This is a genomic window from Brucella thiophenivorans (genome assembly GCF_002252445.1).
In the GTDB taxonomy this organism is placed as follows: Bacteria; Pseudomonadota; Alphaproteobacteria; order Rhizobiales; family Rhizobiaceae; genus Brucella; species Brucella thiophenivorans.
In genome coordinates this window covers 1-22333 of sequence record NZ_NNRJ01000073.1, presented here as the reverse complement: position 1 = coordinate 22333, position 22333 = coordinate 1, and the positions used below count along the sequence as shown (strand labels likewise).

Sequence of the window (22333 nt, the reverse complement as noted above, 5' to 3'; positions counted from 1 at the left end):
ATGAAGCATCTTCTTCTCACCGGAGCTTCTGGCAATCTCGGTCGTATGCTTGCACCAAGACTGGCGAAAGCAGGCTATAGAGTGCGTCTGTCGGATATTGAGCCATTCCCGGATGCCTTGCCTGAAAATGCGCAGTTTATTCTGGCTGATTTGAGCGATGCGAAAGCCGTTGTTGATCTTGTCCGCGGCACGGATGCCGTGCTGCATTTTGGTGGCATTAGCGTCGAGAAAAACTATGGGCTGATTGCAAAGGCCAACCTTCTGGGCGTTACCCATATATTTGAGGCCGCACGCGAAAAGCTGCAACGCATTGTCTTTGCCAGTTCCAATCATACGATTGGATTTTACACGCGTGATACGGCGCTGGACATGAGCGCACCTTATCGTCCTGACGGCTATTATGGGCTTTCCAAAGCCTATGGAGAGATGCTCGGACGCATGATGCTCGACAAGCATGGCATCGAGAGTGTGCATCTGCGCATTGGTTCATGCCTGCCAAAGCCCACCGAAGCCCGGCATCTGGCGACATGGCTTTCACATGACGATCTGGTTCGGTTGGCTGTCGCAGCCGTTGAAGCGCCGCACGCCGGTGTGGCGACTGTTTGGGGCATTTCCGCCAATGCTGCGCGATGGTGGGACGGTGATGATGCTGCCCGTATCGGCTATGTGCCGCAGGATGATGCATCGCGCTTTGGTGATTTGGCCGAGACAGGCGATCCGATCTCGCGACGCTTTCAGGGCGGAACATTCACAGCGCAAGATTATTCGCGCACGGATTAAAACCAATGGTGCTTGAACTCGACGCCCATAATTATCGACTGAAAATTGATCCGCAGCATGGCGCAACCTTGTGGTCGGCAGAGTGGTGTCACCCCAATGGCGCGTGGGTGTCGCTGATCGAGCCGCTTGATGACCCACAAGCAGGATTGAAAGCGGGTTGTTTTGTGATGGCGCCCTTTGCCAATCGTATCGACGGCGGACGCTTCGTTATGGATGGCGAAACAGTGCAATTGCCGATCAATGCGCCGGATGAAGGCATGGCAATTCATGGATTTTCACGCAATCGGCAGTGGGAATGTGTTAAGTTGCAGGACAATCATGCCATTCTGACTGACACGGTTGCTTCGCAGGATCATCCCTACAACTACCGGCTTGAGCAGGAAATTTCTATTCTGCCGCATGGTTTTCGGGTTGCGCTTTCTATCCGCAATGATGGATCAAAGCGCTTGCCGTTTGGCATAGGGCTGCATCCTTGGTTCACGAAAACACCCGCTGCCACACTTGAATTTTCAGCGATGGGTGCGCCAAAGCTCGATGCGCGCGGATTGCCACAAGGTGCACCTGTTCCGGTTTCAGGTTTTGAGCTTGACCACTCAAAACCGCTCAGCGCCTTGCCGCTAATTAATTGCTGTTTTTCCGGTTGGAATAGTCGCGAGGCTTTTATCCGATGGCCGGAAAAATACACCGCACTCACATTGAAAGCTGAAGGCGCACTCAAGCATCTTCATGTTTTCAATCCACAGGATCGCGCAGTCTTTTGTGCCGAACCTGTCAGCCATCTGCCGGATGCTATTAACCGTGCAGAACTTGGACCAGATGCGGCAATGAAAATTCTAAGCCCCGGAGAAAGCCTTTCCGGTGGTGCCATTTTCTCAGCCAGCGCTTTGAAACAAGGTACGACTGAACTGTTTTCGGGAGGGAACTGAAATGACGAGGAAGACATATAGTGATCTGCGTTCGGCACGCTGGATGTTGCCCGATGATCAGCGTTCTTCCGGCCATCGCTCCAGAACCATGCAGATGGGGTATGATCCTGTGGATTGGGAAGGCAAGCCGATCATCGCAATCATCAACACGTGGTCGGATGCACAGCCCTGTCATGCGCATTTCAAAGACCGGGTTGAATGGGTCAAACGGGGTATCCTTCAGGCGGGCGGTTTTCCGCTTGAACTTCCGGCGCTTTCGCTATCCGAAAGCTATGTGAAGCCAACAACTATGCTTTATCGCAATATGCTGGCGATGGAGACAGAAGAGCTTCTTCGTTCGCATCCTGTGGATGGCGCGGTGCTGATGGGCGGCTGCGACAAGACCACGCCTGCATTGATCATGGGTGCGACAAGCGCCGGATACCCGTTCATTTTCCTGCCCGCTGGTCCCATGCTGCGCGGCAATTATGCCGGCAAATTTCTGGGTTCCGGCACGGATATGTTCAAATTCTGGGACGAACGTCGTGCAGGCACCATCGGCAAGGAAGAATGGCAGGGCATCGAAGGCGGCATTGCGCGCAGTTATGGTCATTGCATGACCATGGGTACGGCTTCCACCATGACAATTATTGCCGAAACTATGGGGCTCACCTTGCCGGGCGCATCGTCCATTCCTGCACCGGATGCCAATCACCAGCGCATGGCCACCCAATGTGGCCGTCGCATTGTTGAAATGGTATGGGAAGATTTGAAGCCTGATCAGATCATTACGCCCGCGGCCGTCAAAAACTCGATTATCGTTGCCATGGCAACGGGATGCTCGACCAATGCCATTATTCATCTGATTGCCATGGCACGCCGCGCAGGTGTGCCGCTGGAACTGGACGATCTGGATCGCATCGGACGCACGACACCGGTCATCGCCAATATCCGACCATCAGGCTCGACTTATCTGATGGAGGATTTTTACTATGCAGGCGGTATACGGGCTCTGATCAAGCAGCTTGCGGAGAAGCTTGATTCATCGGCAATCACGGTAACCGGCAAGCCACTGACCGATGATTTAGAAAAGGTGCAGGTCTGGAACGATGACGTGATCCGACCCTTGTCGAACCCGGTTTATCACGAAGGCTCGTTGGCAGTTCTCAAAGGCAATCTTTGCCCCGATGGTGCAGTCATCAAGCCTGCGGCTTGTGATCCGAAATATCACCGACATACTGGCCCGGCGCTGGTCGCTGACAGCTATCCGGAGTTGAAAAAGATCATTGATGACCCCGATTATCCGCTGACGCCGGAAACTGTTCTTGTGCTGCGCAATGCTGGACCGCAGGGTGGCCCCGGCATGCCGGAATGGGGCATGATCCCAATGCCGAAAGCTCTACTGAAACTGGGTCTGCGCGACATGGTGCGCATTTCAGATGCCCGAATGTCGGGGACTAGCTTCGGCGCCTGTGTTTTGCATGTTGCGCCTGAATCCTTCGTCGGTGGGCCTTTGGCTTTGCTTAAAACCGGCGATATGGTCGAACTCGATATTCCTGCTCGCAGTCTCAATATGCTTGTGTCGGAAGACGAATTTGCAGCGCGTCGTGCCGCGTGGAAAGCGCCGGAGCCCAAATATGAGCGTGGCTATGGTTTTGTGTTTTCCAAACATGTGGAGCAGGCTGACAAGGGTTGTGATTTTGATTTTCTTAAAACCGAATTTGGCCGTCCTGTGGACGAACCAGTGATTTATTGAGCATTTGGATCTGATTTTATCAGATCGGCGTGCCTCAATTCTTTGTTTTAACGCGCATCTCGTCCGCAAACCGTTTCACAGTTTTTGGGATGCGCTCTAAGGATAGCTCAGATGACGGACTATATTCTTTCAGACGAAACCCGTGCGAAGCTGAAAAAAGTATCCACGGCATCTGTCGCCACAGCGCTTTATAAGCGCGGCTTGCGCAATCAGTTCATTCAGGGTGCGCTGCAAGTGGCACGAAAAACGGAAAATATGGTTGGGCAGGCGTTTACATTGCGCTATATTCCGGCGCGTGAAGATCGCAATCCGATCACGGTTTTTCGCAATCCCGACCACAAACAGCGCGTGGCGATCGAAACCTGTCCGCCCGGATGGGTGCTTGTCATGGACGCCCGCAAAGATGCGCGTGCAGCGACAGCCGGCTCAATTTTGGTGACGCGGCTGGCTTTGCGTGGTGCGGCAGGCATCGTGTCGGATGGTGGTTTTCGTGATGTCACAGGCATTGGCGCGTTGGATATGCCAGCCTATTGCGCCAAGGCATCGGCACCGACAAATCTGACATTGCATGAAGCCGTCGACATCAATGTTCCCATCGCGTGCGGAGATGCAGCGGTATTCCCCGGCGATGTTCTGGTTGGCGATGCGGATGGCGTGATGGTGATCCCGTCGCATCTGGCAGATGAAATTGCCGATGAATGTGTGGGAATGGAGGTCTTCGAGGATTTTGTGCTTGAAGAAGTGATTAATGGCGCGGCCATTATCGGTCTTTATCCCTGCACGGAAGAAAAAAACGCTAAGAAGTTTGAGGCTTGGCGAGAAGATAAAGGTCGGTAAAGCATTTTAGGCAAAAGTTCGCGAGCTTTTTGCGTACCAAGTAACGCGATGATGGCCTTTGAGCCATCATCGCGTAATTTAGATTAAATGCTTCAAACGGCCTCATCGTGAGATGGTTTTTCCCAAAGATTGACGCCACCTTCCACCGCATAACGGTCGATCTCAGCAAGCTCTTCTGCCGTGAATGACAGGTTCTTGAGCGCTGCAACGTTTTCTTCGACCTGCTTTGCGGAGCTTGCACCGATCAGTGCTGAGGTCACGCGAGGATCGCGCAAAACCCATGCAAGTGCGAGCTGTGCAAGAGACTGACCGCGACGTTTGGCGATTTCATTCAAAGCTTTCGCGCGCTCGATATTTTCGGGCTTCAAATGCTCTTCATGCAGATAATGACCGCCCGGACGGTTGATACGAGAATCTTCTGGTACACCGTTAAGGTATTTGTTGGTGAGCAGGCCCTGTGCCAGCGGCGTGAAAGCAATAATGCCGGAGCCGACTTCGTCACTTGCTGCCAGAAGGTCTTTTTCAATCCAGCGATTGAACAGATTGTAAGATGGCTGATTGATAAGCAGCGGCACCTGACGCTGCTCTAGCAAGCGCGCAATCTCGCGGGTCTTGTTGCCGGAATAAGACGAGATGCCAATATAAAGTGCTTTGCCCTGATGCACTGCGGAAGCAAGCGCATCGGCTGTTTCTTCAAGCGGCGTGTTAGCGTCATAGCGGTGTGAATAGAAGATATCGACATAGTCGATGCCAAGCCGCTTAAGGCTCTGATCGAGGCTTGAAAGCAGCGCCTTGCGTGATCCGCCCCCTGCACCATATGGTCCCGGCCACATATCCCAACCGGCTTTGGTCGAAATGATCAATTCGTCGCGATAGGCTGCCAGATCCTGCTTGAGGATATTTCCGAAATTTATTTCAGCCGAGCCGGGAGGTGGTCCGTAATTATTGGCGAGATCAAAATGCGTTATGCCGAGGTCGAAGGCTTTGAACAGGACCTCGCGCTGTCGATCCAGCGTCGTTGTATCGCCAAAATTATGCCAGAGCCCAAACGAGATTGCGGGCAGTTTCAGGCCGCTACGGCCAACATGGCGAAAAACAGCGGAATCATAGCGGCTCGGGTCGGGAATATAGGTCATTGCACTATCCGTGAAAGAGAAAGGCTGGATTCGGAAAACTGTAACCGGCGTATGTTACAGTTTCTCCCGCCTGCCGAAAGTACAGATAATTCTTTCGGGCAAGATTTTAGAGGTAATTTCGTTCAGTCAGCGCATCTGAATATTATTCGGCTGCGATTAGCGGAACTTGTGGCTCGGATGCTGCATCGACTGGCTTCAGTGACATATAGCCATTCTGAATATCGAGCACATGCGAATAGACGTTTTTGCCGTCTTCGAGCGTTGGCAGTCTTTCTTCATGCATGATGGAGATGACGATGGCCTTCGAACAATGTATTTTCAGCGCTGTGTGGAAGCGCAGTTTCGACGCAGGATCGAGCGCTCCTGTCGCTTCATCGAGGAAGATCACTGAGGGCTTATGCAGCAGAAGCCGGGCAAGCATGATCTTCTGTTTCTGCCCGCCGGAAAGCACCATATCCCAAGCCGAACCATCTGCATTATCGTCATTCATCCGCATGATGAATTCACCAAGGCCCGCTTCGTGCAATATGGAAGCAACGGCTAGATCGTTGAACTGGCTTTCATCTTCCGGGAGGCAGACAAGCTGTTTGAGCGACACGCTTGGAAATTTTGCTTCCTGTGGCGTATAGATGGCTTTTGCCTTCTGAGGATAGATAATTTCGCCCGTTCCATAAGGCCACAGACCATTGAGCGCCTTGATGAATGAGGTTTTGCCAGAGCCGGATTCGCCACGCATATAAACCCAGTCTCCGGAGCGGATATTGATGACGCCGGAGCGCAGGAACGGTGCTTCCGTATCTGGTCCCAGCATCAGTGTGAGATTGCGCACCGAAAGACCAAAACGCTCGTGCTGCGTGGAAAAGGTGAAGCGGTTTACACCCGAACGCGCATAGAATTCAGCAGGCTCTTGCACAGCTTCGATTGCCTGCGCGAGGCCCATCACACGACCGGCATTGGCACGAAGATTGGCAATTGCGGGCATGACTTGAATGAACCACGAGCAATCGTTGATCATGGCTGCAACCAGTTCTGCGCCGGTCACGTAATTGCGGAAGCTGACCGCACCGCTCATATAGGGGATCAGGCCTGGAATATAGGCAATGATGCGGTTGGACAGAAAACCATAGGCCTGAGAGAAGGCGAGATAGGCTGCATCGAAGCGGTTCAACCGGTTCCATGTTCCATCAACATCCTTGTAGAGGCGTTTGTTGACCGCGCTTTGTACCGCTTCACCTTCGGAAGCGGAAATCTGGAAACTCCGGCGCAAAAGCGTGGTCCATTCACCGCGATACGAGCCTTCCGCCTTCTGAATGCCAAGGTTGAGCTGTTCCAGCTTGCGACCGATCTTGATCGCAATCAGCGTGCCAATTGGCACATAGACAATGATGGCAGCAAAGGCCACCACGGCGCCGCCATAGGTGCCGAGAAACTCCAGACCGCTTACTTCGGTAGAGATTTCAAGCAGTTTCTGGCCGATGAAGAAGGCTGAGAGCACAACGCCGACAATACCCATTACCAAGCCAATGGCGCCGCCTGTCATGCCTTTAATGGATTCCTGTAAGCGCTGGTCGACATTGTCTGGAAGGTTCGCGCCTTTGCCCTGCTGCAAGTGGAAATGCGTGTGATTGCCGTCGAGCATGGCATCGGAAAAACTGTCATTGAGCCATTTGCGCCATTTGCGATGCAAGGTGGTGGATAGAAGATGTCGAAAGCCGACCAGCAGCACATCCTTGCCCAGCATAAGCAAGATCAGGACACCAGCATTGAGCGCAATGGCCATTAGCGGGTTTTGGACAGGTGCACTTTTTACATTGACGATGGAGTTCATCAGGCTGCCGGATGCTTCGGCGACCCAGACTGTGGTCTTGCTGATAAATGCTGTGAAGATGAAGATGGCAAGGGTGAGTGCCCATGCTTCTTTCCATCGGTCCGAAATCCAATAGGCACGCATCAGACCCCAGAACGAGGTCATTTGCGCCACGGCAGTGCGGTTCCCTGCGTTCAGAGACTGCTGATTTATCTGCCGTATTTTTTTCAATGCTTGCCTGCTCCTTGATAACACTTTGTAACCAATTGCAACAAACTGTGGTTAACGAAATATTAATAGTCAACGCAAACTGCGATCACATTTCAGATCGGAAATTGAAATATTTATTAACTTATTGAATTAATGCACTTTCTATGAAGAGACGAGTTGTGACGAATGCGTGATCACCGTGCTTTTGTGTCCCCAAAAGCACGGTTAATGATCGCTTAAATCACTGTAAACACGAACTTGTTCGACAGATTCGCTTAAAGCACGTTGCCTGTAAACGATACGACGCAACTTGCTTTAAGCATCTGTTTTGTGGGTGTCTTTATCCCAAAACCGCTACAGTTTTGGAAGACTGCTTTAAACGGCCCACTCAACATCGGTTGTAAAAGCGATGGTCAGCCAGCGGTCAGGACCCTCGCTGCCAAGGGCCGCGCCTATCTCATCGCGCAATGCATCCCACTCTTCGAGTTTCTTTGCAGGTTGATCTGTTGGCACGATGAAGTAGAGTTCAATCTGCTTGCCGCGTCCGACCTTGGCGACATAGGCGCGGTAGGATTTGAAGCCATAGCGCTCGATCACTTGCTGCGCCACGTCATCGACGTGCTTTTTGAGGTCGACAGGTGTTACCAGCAGCATATCGGATAAAGCCTGCTTGATCGTTCCGATCGGCATTGGAATGATGATAATACAAACCAACGCAAGAACGGCAGGGTCGATATAAGGGGTGATCCAGTCGAACTGGGTTCCCTGAATAAAGTAGCCGATGGTGAAGGCCACAAGAAGGGCTGCGGTAATGCCACCAGACATGATCCATGCTTTGGCATCAAGTGCTACGAAATCCGATTTGAGTTTTAGGTTGGCGCGTGTTTCAAGCCAAGCCATGCCAAGACATGCAATAAGCGCCACCACTGCATAGAAAATCGCATAGGTGAATTCCAGATCACGCCCGCCATCCATTATGCTGCCGATGGCGTTGATGAGCGCATAGATTGCAACGCCTGTGAGCATGATGCCGTTGAGGCCGAGCACCATCGGTTCGAGATGCCAGAATCCCATGGTGAAACGATCACGCAATTTTCCGCGAGGCAACTCCGGCAGAGCGGATAGTGCGATCAGGCGGGACACAACAAGAGCAAGACCGCTCATTGCAGCATCGGCCAACATATAGACGCCATCAAAAACAATTGAGAATGAGCCAGACAAAAGGCCGAAAACGACACCAAAGCCTGCAACAAAAATAGTAACTGCTATCGATATTTGAAGAATAGTTTGTTCACTACGCAATTTTTACTCCGAATTAACACGCAGCGCGCGGAGGTAAACGTAAAATCTAAACCGAGACCGCAGAGATGCGGCGAACATCTACCCGAATGTTCTAAAATAGGCAAATTTCGGACCCCGGAAACGCATTTTAAGCTTATGTAGTCGTCCGGTTGTGAACCGATAGTTATCCCGGCTATTCACAGCCGCGCTTCAATTAAGTTTTTTTGAGCCATCTATCCGTTGACGAGTTTTTAACTTCAGATACTATATCTTGTGTTCAAGGTTCTTACGATTCGTTAGGATCAAAAGCGAAGATGGGAATACGGTGCGTCGCGTTCATGACGAATGTGGTTATGCCGTAGCTGCCCCCGCAACTGTAAGCGATAAGCCGATGTCCATATGCCACTGGGTTAAACCGGGAAGGTGGGCAAAGGCGTTAAGTCGTGAGCCAGGAGACCTGCCTTGAACGTGAACGTCCACGGGCGGGGTGTCCGGTTGGCGCGCAATAAGTGTGGCAGAGTATTGCCATGGTTTTTGCTGCCCCCGAATATCTGCCCAAAGCTTCGGGGTGACAAGCATGTCGAGTAATTTGAGATTTAACAGTTCCGGTCCGCCTTTTACGGGCTAGCGTACAGGATGCGCGCTTAGAGCGTGTTGCCTCTTAGTTTTCGTCTTCTGTCAAGCGCATTTTGCACTGCGTGAATGTGTTTTTGCGTCTTCATCCAGATAAGTCGCACCCATACCAAGTTCCCCCCGTCAACATCCCCTGTGAGGAAAAAATGAACGTCACCGTCTATAGCAAGCCAGCCTGCGTCCAGTGCACTGCCACCACCCGCGCACTTGATCGTCAGGGCATTGAATATGCTGTCATCGATATTTCTGCAGATGCCGACGCATATGATCTGGTTCAGGGGCTTGGCTATCGTCAGGTGCCGGTTGTTGTTGCTGGTGAAGCCCACTGGGCTGGTTTCCGCCCCGATATGATCAGCTCGCTCGCTTAAGCCCAACCGCTGTTAGGGTTTGTGATGGGCCAGATTGTCTATTTTTCCAGCCGTTCGGAGAACACGCATCGCTTCGTGATGCGTCTTGGGATGCGCTCAAAGCGCATTCCGCTGGAAAGCCATGAAGACGATGCTGATCTGTTGCGGGTGATCGAGCCTTATGTGCTCGTGACCCCAACCTATGGCGGCGGTGGCGCAAAAGGCGCCGTTCCCAAGCCGGTCATCCGCTTTCTTAACGACGCGGATAACCGATCCCTCATTCGCGGTGTTATTGCCGCTGGGAACAGCAATTTCGGCGAAGGCTTTGGCCTTGCAGGCAAAATAATTTCGGAAAAATGTCAGGTTCCATACCTCTATCGCTTTGAGCTTTTGGGGACGGACGAAGACCTTGGCAATGTTAAAGACGGGATGGAACGATTTTGGACACGGCAGACACAACCTTGACCCGTGAGCGCGAGACGGTCGCTGCTTCGGAAAAGCATGCGTCATCCTCAGCGACCAGCACCGCAACGAGCGCTGGATCAGGAAGCAAGCCATCAAAGCTCGCTGAAACGTCGCTGGATTATCATGCGCTTAATGCCATGCTGAACCTCTATGACGATGAGGGCAAAATTCAGCTTGAACGTGATCGACAGGCGGCGCAGCAATATTTCCTTCAGCACGTCAATCAGAACACGGTGTTCTTCCACAATCTGCGTGAGAAGCTCGATTATCTGGTGACGGAAGGCTATTACGAGCGCGAAGTGCTCGACCAGTATTCCTTCAATTTTGTGCGTGATCTTTTTGATCATGCCTACGACAAGAAATTCCGCTTTCCGACCTTCCTCGGCGCGTTCAAATATTACACCAGCTATACGCTGAAAACCTTCGACGGTCAGCGCTATCTTGAGCGCTATGAAGACCGTGTTTGCATGGTGGGCTTGGCGCTCGCGCGCGGTAACGAGCAGCATGCGCGCGAAATGGTCGATGAGATTATTTCGGGCCGTTATCAGCCGGCAACGCCAACCTTCCTCAATGCAGGCAAAAAACAGCGCGGAGAACTTGTTTCCTGCTTCCTGTTGCGCGTTGAAGACAATATGGAATCTATTGGCCGCTCGATCAACTCTGCCCTACAGCTTTCCAAGCGCGGTGGCGGTGTTGCGCTGAGCCTCACCAATATTCGTGAAGCCGGCGCACCGATCAAGCAGATCCAGAACCAGTCTTCCGGTATCATTCCGGTGATGAAGCTTTTGGAAGATTCATTCTCATACGCCAACCAGCTTGGTGCGCGTCAGGGTGCGGGTGCAGTTTATCTCCATGCCCATCACCCGGACATTATGCGCTTTCTCGATACCAAGCGCGAAAATGCTGATGAAAAAATCCGCATCAAGACCTTGTCGCTTGGCGTGGTGATCCCCGACATCACGTTTGAACTCGCCAAGAACGATGAAGATATGTATCTCTTCTCGCCATATGATGTGGAGCGCGTTTATGGCGTGCCGCTGACTGAGATCTCGGTGACCGAAAAATACCGCGAAATGGTCGATGATGGCCGTATCCGCAAGAAGAAGATCAATGCGCGCGACTTCTTCCAGGTTCTGGCGGAAATCCAGTTTGAGTCCGGCTATCCTTACATCATGTTTGAAGACACGGTGAACCGCGCCAATCCAATCGATGGCCGTATCACTATGAGTAATCTCTGCTCGGAAATTCTTCAGGTCAGTGAAGCCAGCATCTTCAATGAAGATCTGTCTTATGAGTATCTCGGCAAGGATATTTCCTGCAATCTCGGCTCGCTTAATATTGCAGCCGCGATGGATAGCCCGGATTTCGGCAAGACAATTGAAACCTCGATCCGTGCACTGACGGCGGTTGCCAACATGAGCCATATCGGCTCGGTTCCTTCGGTTGCGCGGGGCAATGATGAAAGCCACGCCATCGGCCTCGGCCAGATGAACCTGCACGGATATCTCGCTCGTGAGCGCATCTATTATGGTTCAGAAGAAGGCGTCGATTTCACCAATATCTACTTCTACACGGTTGCTTATCATGCCGTGCGTGCTTCCAATCTTTTGGCAGTAGAGCAGGGCAGTTCGTTCAAGGGGTTTGAGAAGTCGAAATATGCGACCGGCGAATATTTTGACAAATATACTGATCAGACTTGGGAGCCTGCAACAGACCGCGTTCGTGAGATGTTTGAGACCGCTGGTATTGCGATCCCGACACGGGAAGATTGGCAGGCGTTGAAAAAGGCCGTCATGGAAGGCGGGCTTTATAATCAGAACCTGCAGGCCGTGCCGCCAACAGGCTCGATTTCCTATATCAATCACTCGACCTCTTCGATCCATCCGATTGTTTCCAAGATCGAAATCCGTAAAGAGGGCAAGATTGGCCGCGTTTATTACCCGGCTGCCTTTATGACGAATGATAATCTCGAATATTATCAGGATGCTTACGAGATTGGCCCGGAAAAGATCATCGACACCTACGCGGCTGCAACGCAGCACGTCGATCAGGGCTTGTCGCTGACGCTGTTCTTCCGTGATACCGCGACGACACGCGACATCAACCGCGCACAGATCTATGCGTGGAAGAAGGGCATCAAGACCATTTACTACATCCGCCTGCGCCAGATGGCGCTTGAAGGGACGCAGGTTGAAGGCTGCGTTTCCTGCGCCCTATGACCAAGGTGAAACCAATGAATATGCAGTTTAAAAACAATAATGCGAAAAAGCCCGGTCTGGTGCGTGCGATCAACTGGAACCGCATTGACGATGACAAGGATCTCGAAGTCTGGAACCGTCTAACCGGAAACTTCTGGCTGCCTGAAAAAGTACCTCTGTCCAATGATATTCAGTCGTGGGAAACGCTTAAAGCCGAAGAAAAGCAGCTGACCATCCGTGTGTTCACGGGCCTGACACTTCTGGATACGATCCAGAATGCGGTTGGTGCTGTGACCTTGATGGATGATGCATCGACCCCGCATGAAGAGGCTGTTCTTTCGAACATTTCCTTTATGGAAGCGGTTCATGCGCGCTCCTATTCGTCGATTTTCTCGACATTGTGTCTCACACCAGATGTCGACGATGCCTATCGCTGGTCGGAAGAAAATGAGTTCCTGCAGAAAAAGTCGCAGCTCATTCTTGATAATTACCGCTCTGACGATCCGTTAAAGAAAAAGATTGCCAGCGTATTTCTGGAAAGCTTTTTGTTTTATTCGGGCTTCTATCTGCCAATGTACTGGTCGAGCCGTGCCAAGCTTACCAACACGGCCGATCTTATTCGCCTGATTATCCGCGATGAAGCCGTCCACGGCTATTATATCGGCTATAAATATCAGCGCGCGCTTGAGAAACTCGATGAAGCCAAAAAGCAGGAAATCAAGGATTTTGCCTTTGATCTGCTGCTTGAGCTTTACGACAATGAAGTCCGCTATACGGAAGCGCTTTATGACGGCGTTGGCCTCACCGAAGACGTAAAAAAGTTCCTGCATTATAATGCAAACAAGGCGCTGATGAACCTCGGATATGAAGCGCTGTTTCCGCCGGAAGCCTGCAAAGTCAATCCGGCAATCCTTTCGGCCCTTTCGCCAAATGCCGACGAAAACCACGACTTCTTTTCGGGTTCTGGCTCGTCCTATGTGATTGGCAAGGCCGTCGCAACTGAAGACGACGATTGGGATTTCTGATTATCTGTCCACAAATAACTAAAAGCCGCGCTGGTTTTACCAGCGCGGCTTTTTTTGAGCATAATCCGACCTTCGCTAAATGAGGATCGCAACGCGCTCTTATGGCGGCATATTTTCATCCGCGCTCTATTCATTTGCTTTTGAACATTATTCCACGCACAACCTTTGTGTATATTTCGAGCGCGTTTCGATCTGATTGGATCTGATCGGCGCTCTAATCATTTGTTTTAGCGCGCATCTTATCCAAAAACCGTTTCACAGTTTTCGGGATGCGTTCTAGGGAAAGAAGCCGACGCATTGACTGATGATATTGCCCATACTGAGCTGATTGCTGTTTTGACCGCCGTCACAGTCGAGCAACCGCGTGTCATGACTGTGCGACAGGGACACGCTTTGCCCTCTGGCCCATTCGAGATGGAACATCGGTCGCTGCAAGCAGGATTGCGTGCGTGGATACAGGCTGAAACTGCGCATCCTGTCGGCTATCTTGAGCAGCTTTACACGTTTGCTGATCGTGATCGCCATAAGCAGGGGGAGCGTACAATTTCGATCAGCTATCTCGGCCTTGTGCGCGAAGATGATGTAGCTTCCGATCAGGCGAGCTGGCGCGGCTGGTATGAATATTTGCCTTGGGAGGATCACAGACAGGGTGTGCCGGAGATAGTGCTGCATCTTAGTGACAGCCTCGACCGTTGGGCACATGAAGCCAACTCTGTGGAACTGGTGGCGCAACGTCTCAGACGTATCGCTTTTTCGTTTGGTCTTGATGGCGAACGCTGGAACGAAGATTTTGTGCTTCAGCGCTATGAGCTGCTTTATGAAGCTGGTCTTGTGAACGAAGCAAGCCAAGGCAATGCTGAAAACGGACAGCACATGTTTGCCGACCATCGCCGTATCCTAGCGACGGCTATTGCGCGGCTGCGTGCCAAGATCAAATACCGTCCTGTTGTCTTTGAATTGATGCCCGATAATTTTACGCTTTTGCAGCTTCAGCGAACTGTCGAGGCTTTGGCAGGGTTGCGTCTTCACAAGCAGAATTTCCGTCGCCTTATCGAACAACAGGATCTCGTTGAAGAAACAGGCGATAGCGACAGTGAAACTGGCGGTCGCCCCGCCAAATTATTCCGCTTCCGATATTCGATCGTTGAGGAACGTGCATTGACTGCGCGGCATATTGCTGGAGCAAAGCTACCCTTGTCGCGTAACGGTAACTATCCGTAAAGGTTGGCGATTCTGTATGATGATTGAGGATCAGAAAAGCAAAAATCCCGGACGAAGCCGGGATTTTGTTGCCTATACTTAACGGAAAACTGGAGCGGGCGAAGGGATTCGAACCCTCGACCCCAACCTTGGCAAGCGTAGAATTGCGCCGTCAATAGGTTCATCCATGATATTACAGATTTCCCCCCTTTACACAATGGACCACGTTCTTGTCGGCTCGACGGAGGCATCAAATCTTAGACAGAATGATAGCCAGATTCACTGACGTGAATTGCAATCAAGCAATGAAACGGTGACCGGACAGTGACCGACGGCTATTTTTCCGCATTCGGTTCCGATATTGAAGCGACTATTATACACATTCCAAATCTACCGCTGTTCGTTTTCCCCATACGCAGTACTTTGTGGGTAGCCGCTCCGTGCGCGCTACAGAATTCCGAACCGTACATAGGGTGTGGGCTACATGGGCGCGCGCGTGAGGCTCTACCGACCACAAAAGGTGAACAGAATGAAAATTGATTTACATCCATGGAAAATTCTGACACGCTTCTCAACGTAGCTGATGAAGAACGCTGACGCGCGGGTAGTTCCGCCTTCATGATGTAGTGCTTCAGACATAACGACCGAGGAAACTCCTAATAGGTCGAAAAGTTCTGCAGAGCGCTGCCGGTTGCATTCAACACCCACATTTAACTGGGGTGAGAATGCGCGGGCGGCGTTTTTTGTTGCCCGTCATTTTCGCCTCCAATCATTAGGAGATGAGTTGATGGAAAATCAACTTGCGCAGAACTACCCGCTTGAGCGTCTTTTCACCATTAAAGAAGCAGCTGAGGGAATCGGCGCGAAGGAGTGGCAACTCCGACGCGCCATAAAAGCAGGTCACATTCCAAGTTATTCGCCGTATAATTCGCGGCGCTTGGTTAAGCTGTCAGAAGTGATAGCCCATATCGACTCCTGTAGGCAGGGAGGAGTCAACTAATGTCTATCAAGTTCACTTTCCCCGAAGGTAACAGCGACGAGGCAGCAGAGTTCCTCGAGCATATGTATCCCGGCCAGCGCCGCCATCTGGTTGCTCTTCCGCTAAAGGGGAGGCTTGAAGCCTGCACGTTCTCCCCGAGTGAAGATGACGAGATGCGCGCTTGGATCGAGGCGCGGCAAGGCGAAGACAACGTCTACTTTCACGTGAATGGCCTGCGGCCCGGCATCATGAATAAGAAAGCTAATAAGAATGATGTTGTCATAGCGAACTTTTTGCACATCGATATCGATGATCCTGATGCTCTGGAGCGTGTTCTTGCTTTTTCGCCGCCGCCAACAGTCATTGTATTCTCTGGCGGAGGTTATCATGCCTACTGGAAGCTAAAGGAGCCTAATGACGATTTGGATCGCGTTGAAACGACCAACGTTGGTTTGGCAAATGCGCTTGGCGGCGACAACTGTCATAATATCGACCGTATCATGCGACTGCCGGGTACAGTGAACATTCCTAACGCGACGAAGCAGTTGAAAGGGAGAAAGCCCACAGTTGCCCGAGTTGTGAAAGCAGATTGGTCGCTGACCTATTCACTGAACGATTTTCCGCTGGGCGATGGACCAGAACGAGCTGGCCCAAAAAGTTCTGTCGCGCAAGACGCACCGGTTGTTACGGTCGACATGGATTCACTACCTTCGACTTTGACGCTCACCACTCGCTCGCTTATCGAATTAGGTGACGATCCCGAAAGGCCAAGAGATAAGCCAGACGCGCGGTTTCGGTCGCGTAGTGAGACTATATACCGTGTCGCATGTGATCTTGGTCGGGCAGGCTGTTCCGACGAGGTTATTGCCGGTGTGCTTATAAACCCGGCCTTAGGAATTGCGCGATCGGTGCTGGAGAAGAAAAAGCCAGAACAATATGCCTTACGACAAGCGCGTTCCGCTTTGGCTGCGATAGCGGATGGCTGGCCCGACGTTGATAAAAATGGCCATCCCAGACCAACTATGCGTAATTCAGTCCTCGCACTTCAGCGCTTGGGGTTCAGCTTTTCTCACGACCTGTTTCGCCACCGGAAGGTTGTCAATGGCAAACTGCTGGATGAGCATGCAGGTGAAATTAGTGACGACGCTTGCGCTTTGTTGCGTGCATTTGTCATCGAAAAGTTCAACTTTGACCCCAGAGCAGAGAATGTTCGTGACGCTGTTAACCAACTTTGTCTGGAGCATTCGTTCCATCCGATCCGGCAAATGCTGGACGGACTAACGTGGGACGGCATCTCGCGTGTCGATAGCTGGCTCATTCGATATATGGGCGCTGACGACACTCCGTTAAATCGAGCAATAGGACGCATTTTGCTCGTTGCGGCGGTGAGGCGGGTTCGAGAACCCGGTGCCAAATTCGATACCATCGTGATTCTCGAAGGCAAACAGGGAACCGGCAAGTCCACGGCATTGCGCGTTCTGGCTGGCCTTGGAAACCATTCTGACAATGAATTGCTAACACTCGACACCAAAGCCCAGATGGAAGCCATGGAGGGAGTCTGGATTTACGAGTTGAGTGAAATGTCCGGTCTTAACAAAGGGGACGTTGAACGCATGAAAGCGTTCGCTTCACGTGACGTTGATCGGGCACGAATGGCCTATGGACGCTTTTCGGAATCACGTCCCCGACAAGCCATCTTTATTGGTACGACGAATGAATCCAAATATTTGAAGGACCGCACCGGCAATCGTCGTTTTTTGCCCGTTAAAACCGGGGAGATAGACATTCCCGCCCTTGAGCAAGATCGCGACCAGCTTTGGGCGGAGGCGGCGAAGCTGGAAGCTGAAGGTAATAGTATTGTGCTACCGCGGGAACTTTGGGCGGTCGCGGCTGCCGAACAGGAGGATCGTCTGGAAGACGATCCTTGGTTGGAAAAGCTGGCTGCAGTCAATGGAAAAGCAGCAGGCGACAAAGTTCGCGCTTCCACCGCCGAGTTGTTGGCGGACGTTCTATCCATCCCGTTTGAGCGCCAGCACAATGGTCATATGAAGCGGGTTTCTACCTTGATGCGGGAACTTGGCTGGGAACCGGACAAATTTAAAGTTGGGTCAAAAACCATACGTGGCTTTTGCCGACCAAAGCTTGAAGAGCACGTTGACGACGAACCGCAACGGGGGGACCACATTTCCTTCTAGTGTGGTGGCGGTGGCACCGGTGGCACGTGCTGTAGGCGGCGCTGTGTGCAGCGGGGTCTTGGTGAAGTAGCCCGCTGAGTGGCCGGGACCGTAGGTGTGGCGTGCCACTACCGCCACCCGCCACCGTGAGCGATATTTCTGTATTCCTGCGTGGCGCAGCCACGCTGCCTACCGGGCGACTGGCCGTCCGTGTGGGCTACTGGAACACTGCTGGCGGGCTTTGCTGCCCTTGTTGCTGCTGTTCCAAGTCGTAGTCGCCAGTTGTCGTGAGAGTTCTGCAAGGGTCTTGAGCGGCGATTTCAACCTCGGTGAGGGAGGAATCAAATCCACTCAAGACCGCGTCGTCTCGCGGTCTCACTTTTCAACGACATGCAGAGGTTACACGGCTGGTTACAATTCGAGCCATTTCTAGGCTTTTCCAGACAACTGACGATTAATTGTGCTGGTTGTTTCGCCGTGTTTTTCTCGCAATTTTTGTCAAATGCGAGCAAGAAAATGAAAGACTTCAATATCTCAATTACTAGTACCACGCGTCGTCGCAAGCTGAGTGATGGAACCATTGCCGAATATCCGCAGTGGTATTGTGAGTACAAAGACCCAATCTTGAATAAGCGTCGCCGCCGCGCTTTCAATCGTAAGAAGGACGCCGAAGCCTTCCGCAACGATTTGTTGGTAAAAGTCGTGGATGGCCGGTATGTGGACGAGCGGAAAGCACCGACGGTATCGCAGGCTATTAATCATTGGCTGGAAGATCGTGAAACCAAGATCAAATCCTCGACGTTTCAGGGCTACAAGGTCGTAGTCAATGGCGCGATCCGGGGACCTCTCCTAATTGGGACGGCGCGTGAACGGGCGAAATTCACGGAAAATGGAGTTCCACCAAAAGATGCCCGCTTCGTGAAACTGTTGGGCAACGTCAAGCTGAGCGAACTGACCACCGCGATGATACGGGCATGGTATAAGTCGGTAGCAGAGCAGTGTGGTACCTACACCGCCAATCGTGCCAAAAGCCATCTCAAATCCATTCTGGCCCTTGCGGAGGAAGATTTCTTGGTCCGCTCGCCGTCGATGCCGACCGGGTTGGTGCGAGCCCGAACCCGTCATCGACGCGTCATCCTCATGCCGGAACATATCGCCAAGTTGATCGCCGCCGCCAAGCGTGATCCTGAATGCGGCGTCTATTATGCCTTTCCATTCCTTGCCGGTACGCGTCCGTCGGAACAGTTGGGCTTGTTATGGAGCGATGTCGATTTTGAGAAGAACCTTATTCGTATCTGTCGCATTCAGGAGCGCGACGGATCGCTGACGGAAACGACCAAGACCGAAGCCGGAACGCGTGATGTCCCGATGAGCGCGACGTTGCGCGAGATGCTGCTGGCGTGGCGTGTGCGATGCCCACGGAGGAAAGGAGAATTGCACCGCGTCTTTCCGGGGCCGGGAAGGCTACAGGCATGGCCGTTGCCGCGTCTTGGCGGAGGAGGAGCGTTGCTATACCAGAATTTTCGGAAGCGGTTTTGGGTGCCAGCGTTCAAGCAATTGAATGTGCCTTACGTGACACCGCATTCGGCACGACACTCGTTCATTTCCACCTTGCAGGCGGAAGGCATCGAGGTTGGGCTGGTGGCAAAAATTGCTGGCCACGCTAATCCGACCGTGACACTTGGTCATTATACGCAGGCTGTACGCAATGCCGATGTTGCTATCGAAGCGCTGGACCGAGCTTACGCTCGGTAAGACAAAGCGGGCGTCGATTGAAACCGACGCCCGCCAATTTGTTCCGTTGTTTGTTTCCGGCTGGTTACTCCGGTTGAAGGGCGATGTAGTATCCACCCTCGCATTCACCGAATTCTTCGAGTGCTTCATCAATCTCATCTGCGGCAATGCCCAGCAGTTCAGAAGCCTGCTCCAAAGTAATCCATTCTTCCGCACCGTTACGCTTATCTCTCACCATGATGTGCATCGTGTTCTCCTGTCTGTTCCCTAAAAAGAAAAACACGGAGAAAATCCCAGCATAATTATTTACGTAAATTCATAGTGTTATCCGAATTTCGATTGATGCAGCGCTGCCACAACGGTCTGCCTCGCTGGGAAGTGGACTGAGGACGCGCGCTGCTGCCTGCCCGCTATGTACGTAGCTGACCCGGTGCCTGCTGGTTTCGCGTATGCCTTCCTGTGGCGAGGCGTATCAGTCGCGTAGTGCAGCCGTCATGACTGCACTGACTTCCGGTTTCCGGGGTGAGCTGTTCGCATCTCCCCCCACAAACGATATTGTTGGACAATTACAAGGGACCCAATCTGCATTGCGAACACCTTCAGCGGTATACCTAGGTACACTAGCCCAATCGGAACTATGCGCAGGTGTTGATCTTTCCGCTCTTCACCATTTCCTGCCATTTCGGTCCAAGTGTCTGCCGGGCTGGGATGGCGCGTTGCGCTCCGGCCTCACCGTCACGGAACATATAGATCGCAAATGCCTGCTCATGACGACCATAAATCACCGGAATGCCCGGTTGGTAAGTTGTTGTTCCACTGTAGTGGCCGTTATTGATATAACCTGATGTTTTATAAGAGCCGGGTGTTTGGGCCATCTGGACATTGTTGGCGCTTCTAGCATCGACGATGATATATCGGTCATATCCAGCTTTGATCGTTTCGATTGCCGCCTGCATTTGGGCGACCTTGGCTGCGCCAGTACTGCCACAAACGGGTGCGGCACTGGTTTGGATGATGGCCGTGTTCGCGGAGGTCCGCACGGCGCTGGATGAAGTGCACGCGGCCAAGGCAACTGCGGGCGCGACGAGCGCTAGTGACTTCAGGGTGTTCATATGTCTATCCTGTTGAAAATGATAAGAATTCCAAAAAACATGACGGAAAATCGCCGTCAATTATCCCCTGTCAGCGTTTTATCTTCGAGATATTCGGCTTTGATAAAGCGTGGTTCCCAACGATGCGCAGCAGCTTCGGCAGCAAGCCGCAAGCGGTCCGGGCTACGGGGATGCAGAATCAAAAAGAACACTACATGAGCAGTGGTGAACGCCCACATTGAACACCCCGGCGCACTGGCGCGTAGCTGTTCCGAACGCTGAGCTAGAAAAGCCTTCCGCTCAATGCGTGGAAAATGCTGGTAGATGAGCAGTGATTTGCCCATGCCGTAGAATTCAGCGACTTCATCCAGATAAAGGTACTTGGACGAATTCTTCCGTCCCTTCCGCAAAGACACTTCCAAGCCGTTATCGGGATCGAAGAAAATGAGATCGGTATGACCAAGCGCAGAGGTACAGCGATCCATGAATATCTGTCGCCCAGCAATGTCGTCCGGCAATAGTTCGTTAAAATACTTTGCCTGCGGAATTGCGCCGATGTCTTCAATCTCCTGCAAACGGCGGCGATCCGGCTGGCCCGCAGCGTAGGTCAGAACGTCGAACAGTTCCGGATCGAAAGGTCGGAACCCATCCGGCTGCTGCAAGTAGCTGAGCTTATTCCCATCTGTGCGTCCGTCTTCCGGTGTGAGCATCCAACAGACGCCTATAGAGTTCGTGCCGCTCGCCGACAAAGCCCTGAGCAAGGCGTATTTTCGGTAGTCGTTTATGTCCCCAACGTATTGATGCTTCAAGCTCGCCTCCCGAATCAAATGGCGTGCCTAATATGACAAAATACCCTAATTTGGGGTATTCAAAAATCGGGTTCAAATAGGTTGCTGATTATCAAATTTGGCGGTCCTATTGTCATCTTTTCAGCCCGAACTCTATAACACGATGATTGAGTTGCTTATTGCGGCTCGAAAAAACGCAGGCATTACTCAGGTCGAACTTGGCAAACGGATTGGCCAACGTCAAACTTTCATCTCAAAATTCGAGCAGGGCGAGCGTAGGCTCGATATTGCTGAATTTATAGCGGTTAGCCGGGCAATCGGGGCCGATCCGATCCAGATCATAAAAAGTTCTGAAACGGCAGGGCTTTGAGTTCTAGAATCTAGAAGCCTTCGCCTCTACAACTGTAATTTCCCGGTCTTATTAATATATTTACGGGTCTTCGTTCACGGCCGAAAAATGTTCAGTTTCGCGGGCTGCTTATGCACTATATTGAAGGAGCCAAGGCGAAATGGCGCCCTCTTAAATATGCTACAATTATTGGATTCGTGAAAAGAAATGCCGGATACGGAGTGGACTAGTGGAATTCCCCGCCCGCTCTCGAGATGTTGCAATTTAAATAGCATTTCTACCTCGTCAGCGGTGTTTCAGTTTGTGAAACTGCCTATCATCTTACCTTCTATAATTTCCAGTTATCGGCTCCGAGTGAAAAAACTAAGTTTTTTGTTTAAAAAGTGAAATTTACTGAACACGAAAGCGCAGATTTTGTTAACCCTAAGTTAAATATATTGAGTGGAGAGTAGTTTTTGCGATTTTTAGCGGGTGGACCATCAATACCAGATGATCTTCTTCTAGCCAGAGATCAGGGCCGCGTAATTTTCTTCTGTGGGGCGGGAGTTTCAAGAGCGCGTGCTAACTTGCCCGATTTTTTCGGGTTAGCTCGGAAAGTTGTTTCTAAGAGCCTGAATCATAATGAATGTAACGATATC

The 22333-nt window shown here is 51.7% G+C and carries 19 protein-coding genes and 1 riboswitch; of the genes, 13 read left to right on the top strand and 6 right to left on the bottom strand.

All coding sequences use genetic code 11. The features are described 5' to 3' along the window. The 4 genes from CEV31_RS20180 (at position 1) to CEV31_RS20165 (ending at position 4278) form a co-directional block, all read left to right on the top strand. Entirely contained in the window at positions 1 to 780 is a 780-nt protein-coding gene (locus CEV31_RS20180) for an NAD-dependent epimerase/dehydratase family protein (protein ID WP_094509949.1), read from the top strand. Positions 781 to 785: 5 nt separating this feature from the next. After that, positions 786 to 1706, top strand: coding sequence for an aldose epimerase family protein (locus tag CEV31_RS20175; protein WP_094509948.1), 921 nt, complete (start codon positions 786 to 788; stop codon positions 1704 to 1706). A gap of 1 nt (position 1707) precedes the next feature. Further along, positions 1708 to 3441 (top strand): L-arabinonate dehydratase, encoded by a 1734-nt coding sequence (araD, locus tag CEV31_RS20170; RefSeq protein ID WP_094509947.1) that lies wholly within the window; start codon positions 1708 to 1710, stop codon positions 3439 to 3441. A gap of 111 nt (positions 3442 to 3552) precedes the next feature. Beyond that, entirely contained in the window at positions 3553 to 4278 is a 726-nt protein-coding gene (locus CEV31_RS20165; protein ID WP_094509945.1) for a ribonuclease activity regulator RraA, read from the top strand. A 92-nt stretch (positions 4279 to 4370) separates the two neighbouring features. On the opposite strand, the gene mgrA is transcribed toward CEV31_RS20165, so the two are convergent. The 3 genes from mgrA to CEV31_RS20150 all read right to left on the bottom strand — a co-directional run bounded on the left by mgrA (position 4371) and on the right by CEV31_RS20150 (position 8733). Next, positions 4371 to 5414 (bottom strand): L-glyceraldehyde 3-phosphate reductase, encoded by a 1044-nt coding sequence (mgrA, locus tag CEV31_RS20160; protein WP_094509944.1) that lies wholly within the window; start codon positions 5412 to 5414, stop codon positions 4371 to 4373. A 142-nt stretch (positions 5415 to 5556) separates the two neighbouring features. Then, a complete protein-coding gene (locus CEV31_RS20155) occupies positions 5557 to 7395 on the bottom strand; it encodes an ABC transporter ATP-binding protein/permease (RefSeq protein WP_094509968.1) in 1839 nt (612 codons plus the stop codon). 411 nt (positions 7396 to 7806) lie between these two features. After that, positions 7807 to 8733, bottom strand: a complete 927-nt coding sequence (locus CEV31_RS20150) for a cation diffusion facilitator family transporter (RefSeq protein ID WP_094509943.1) — start codon at positions 8731 to 8733, stop codon at positions 7807 to 7809. Between the two features lie 242 nt (positions 8734 to 8975). Continuing rightward, positions 8976 to 9191: riboswitch (cobalamin riboswitch) on the top strand. Positions 9192 to 9491: 300 nt separating this feature from the next. Between CEV31_RS20150 and nrdH the strand changes: the two genes are divergently transcribed. The 8 genes from nrdH to CEV31_RS20110 all read left to right on the top strand — a co-directional run bounded on the left by nrdH (position 9492) and on the right by CEV31_RS20110 (position 19488). Beyond that, on the top strand, positions 9492 to 9713 hold the full coding sequence (nrdH, locus tag CEV31_RS20145) for a glutaredoxin-like protein NrdH (RefSeq protein WP_094509941.1): 222 nt from the start codon (positions 9492 to 9494) through the stop codon (positions 9711 to 9713). 24 nt (positions 9714 to 9737) lie between these two features. After that, complete coding sequence (gene nrdI / locus CEV31_RS20140) at positions 9738 to 10157, top strand: class Ib ribonucleoside-diphosphate reductase assembly flavoprotein NrdI (RefSeq protein ID WP_094509940.1); 420 nt, start codon at positions 9738 to 9740, stop codon at positions 10155 to 10157. Then, a complete protein-coding gene (nrdE, locus tag CEV31_RS20135) occupies positions 10133 to 12376 on the top strand; it encodes a class 1b ribonucleoside-diphosphate reductase subunit alpha (protein ID WP_094509938.1) in 2244 nt (747 codons plus the stop codon). Before nrdI ends, nrdE begins: the two co-directional genes overlap by 25 nt. A gap of 14 nt (positions 12377 to 12390) precedes the next feature. After that, positions 12391 to 13380, top strand: coding sequence for a class 1b ribonucleoside-diphosphate reductase subunit beta (nrdF, locus tag CEV31_RS20130; protein WP_094509966.1), 990 nt, complete (start codon positions 12391 to 12393; stop codon positions 13378 to 13380). A gap of 297 nt (positions 13381 to 13677) precedes the next feature. Continuing rightward, a complete protein-coding gene (locus CEV31_RS20125; protein WP_094509937.1) occupies positions 13678 to 14601 on the top strand; it encodes an NUDIX hydrolase in 924 nt (307 codons plus the stop codon). Between the two features lie 766 nt (positions 14602 to 15367). Next, positions 15368 to 15580: a MerR family transcriptional regulator gene (locus tag CEV31_RS20120; protein WP_094509936.1), complete on the top strand. Its 213-nt coding sequence runs from the start codon at positions 15368 to 15370 to the stop codon at positions 15578 to 15580. Further along, positions 15580 to 17754, top strand: a complete 2175-nt coding sequence (locus CEV31_RS20115; RefSeq protein WP_094509934.1) for a VapE domain-containing protein — start codon at positions 15580 to 15582, stop codon at positions 17752 to 17754. The genes CEV31_RS20120 and CEV31_RS20115 overlap by 1 nt, the downstream gene beginning before the upstream one ends. A 495-nt stretch (positions 17755 to 18249) precedes the next feature. Beyond that, positions 18250 to 19488 (top strand): tyrosine-type recombinase/integrase, encoded by a 1239-nt coding sequence (locus CEV31_RS20110; protein WP_169717418.1) that lies wholly within the window; start codon positions 18250 to 18252, stop codon positions 19486 to 19488. Positions 19489 to 19552: 64 nt separating this feature from the next. On the opposite strand, the gene CEV31_RS21195 is transcribed toward CEV31_RS20110, so the two are convergent. The 3 genes from CEV31_RS21195 to CEV31_RS20100 form a co-directional block, all read right to left on the bottom strand. Beyond that, positions 19553 to 19705, bottom strand: coding sequence for a hypothetical protein (locus CEV31_RS21195; RefSeq protein WP_169717417.1), 153 nt, complete (start codon positions 19703 to 19705; stop codon positions 19553 to 19555). A gap of 397 nt (positions 19706 to 20102) precedes the next feature. Then, complete coding sequence (locus CEV31_RS20105) at positions 20103 to 20579, bottom strand: hypothetical protein (protein ID WP_094509932.1); 477 nt, start codon at positions 20577 to 20579, stop codon at positions 20103 to 20105. Between the two features lie 56 nt (positions 20580 to 20635). Continuing rightward, a complete protein-coding gene (locus CEV31_RS20100) occupies positions 20636 to 21268 on the bottom strand; it encodes a hypothetical protein (RefSeq protein WP_094509930.1) in 633 nt (210 codons plus the stop codon). A 208-nt stretch (positions 21269 to 21476) separates the two neighbouring features. Between CEV31_RS20100 and CEV31_RS20095 the strand changes: the two genes are divergently transcribed. Next, on the top strand, positions 21477 to 21716 hold the full coding sequence (locus tag CEV31_RS20095) for a helix-turn-helix domain-containing protein (protein ID WP_235818204.1): 240 nt from the start codon (positions 21477 to 21479) through the stop codon (positions 21714 to 21716). The last annotated feature ends 617 nt before the right edge of the window (positions 21717 to 22333 follow it).